The organism is Sinomonas sp. G460-2, assembly GCF_047759905.1.
GTDB lineage: Bacteria > Actinomycetota > Actinomycetes > Actinomycetales > Micrococcaceae > Sinomonas.
Map to the genome: position 1 here is coordinate 1 of NZ_JBKZWT010000539.1, position 1,342 is coordinate 1,342.

General features: G+C 69.8%; 3 protein-coding genes. 1 reads left to right on the forward strand and 2 read right to left on the reverse strand.

The window, feature by feature from the left end; all coding sequences use genetic code 11:
• Both ACLN58_RS22260 and sigK read right to left on the reverse strand, forming a co-directional pair.
• Window positions 1-105 (reverse strand): RskA family anti-sigma factor (locus ACLN58_RS22260; RefSeq protein WP_415857384.1); only part of this gene is annotated, 105 nt, incomplete at its 3' end.
• The gene (sigK, locus tag ACLN58_RS22265; RefSeq protein ID WP_415857382.1) at window positions 98-676 is read right to left on the reverse strand and encodes an ECF RNA polymerase sigma factor SigK; all 579 of its coding nucleotides are present in this window, start codon (window positions 674-676) and stop codon (window positions 98-100) included. The genes ACLN58_RS22260 and sigK, both read right to left, overlap by 8 nt.
• A gap of 131 nt (window positions 677-807) precedes the next feature.
• Between sigK and ACLN58_RS22270 the strand changes: the two genes are divergently transcribed.
• A partial coding sequence (locus ACLN58_RS22270) for an MFS transporter (RefSeq protein ID WP_415857383.1) occupies window positions 808-1,342 on the forward strand: 535 nt, incomplete at its 3' end.

Below are 1,342 nucleotides of genomic sequence, written 5' to 3' on the forward strand. Positions count from 1 at the left end.
GACCGGGTGGCCGAACGGGAGGTCGCGCTCGAAGCGCCGCCGCTCGTCGTCGTCGAGCGCGTTGAGCGCGTAGGCACCGGTCAGCAGGTGCAGCTGATCATCCATGGCTCACTCCCAACACGTCTCTCAGACGGATCATCCCGTCGCGAATTCTGGTCTTCACGGTGCCGAGGGGCAGGCCCAGGGCGTCGGCGACTTCCCCGTAGGTGTAGCCGCCGTAGTAGGCGAGCCGGATGGCCTCGCGCTGCACCTCGGTGAGCGATTCGAGCGCCCGGTGCACTCGCTCGCTCTCGAGCGCCACCTCGACCCGGTGCTCGACGTCGTCGTAGCTCTCGCGGAACTCCTTGACCCCCTCGCGGAGGTCGCGATCGGCGGAGGCCTGAGCGGCGCGGACCCGGTCCACGGCCCGCCGGTGCGCCATGACGGTGATCCACGCCCTTGCACGGCCGCGGTCCGCATCGAATCGCTTGGCCTGCTGCCAGATCTCGAGGAACACCTCTTGCGTGACTTCCTCGCTCTGGGCGGGGTCCCTCACGACCCGGAGCACGAGGCCATGGACCAGCGGTGCCAGCGCGTCGTACAGGCTCCCGAAGGCATCCTGATCGCCGCGCGCCACTCGCCCCATGAGCTCATCGATGTCCGGGCCCGGGGTGCCCCCGGCGTCTCGGTCTGGCATATAGACAACTGTCTCATGTCCGCCCATAGCCCTCCGTCACATGCCAGCGCCGACGGCACCTCGCGGACCGCCCTGCAGGAAGAATTCGGAGCGGAGGGGGGTGCGGATTGGAGGCGTAGGGTAAGAGAGCCATGACAGCAGACCACACGACCTTCTCGTTCCGCTCGATCGCTCTGCCTGTCTTCCTCCCGGCTCTCCTGTTCTCGACCGGCGAGGGCGCCATCCTGCCGATCATCCCCATCGCTGCGCACAATCTGGGCGCGACGCTCGCGCTGGCCGGCCTCGTCTCGTCGATGGTCACCGTGGGCACCCTCGCGGGCGACATCCCGAGCGGCTGGGTCGTGTCCCGCCTCGGCGAGCGCGTGTCGATGATCGTGGCCGCGTTCGTCGCGCTGGGCGGGATCGTCGTGAGTCTGCTCGCGCCGAACCCCTGGGTCCTCCTGGTCGGGGTCTTCCTCGAGGGCCTCGCGACGGCCGTGTTCGCCCTCGCGCGGCACGCGTTCATGACCACGCGGGTGCCGCTGCGCTACCGCGCGCGGGCGCTCTCGACGCTCGGGGGCGTGTTCCGCGGCGGCTGGTTCGTCGGCCCGCTCATCGCGTCCGCGGTCATCACCGCGACGGGGACGCCGCAATCGGCGTTCTGGATCTTCGCGGTGGCGTGCGTGC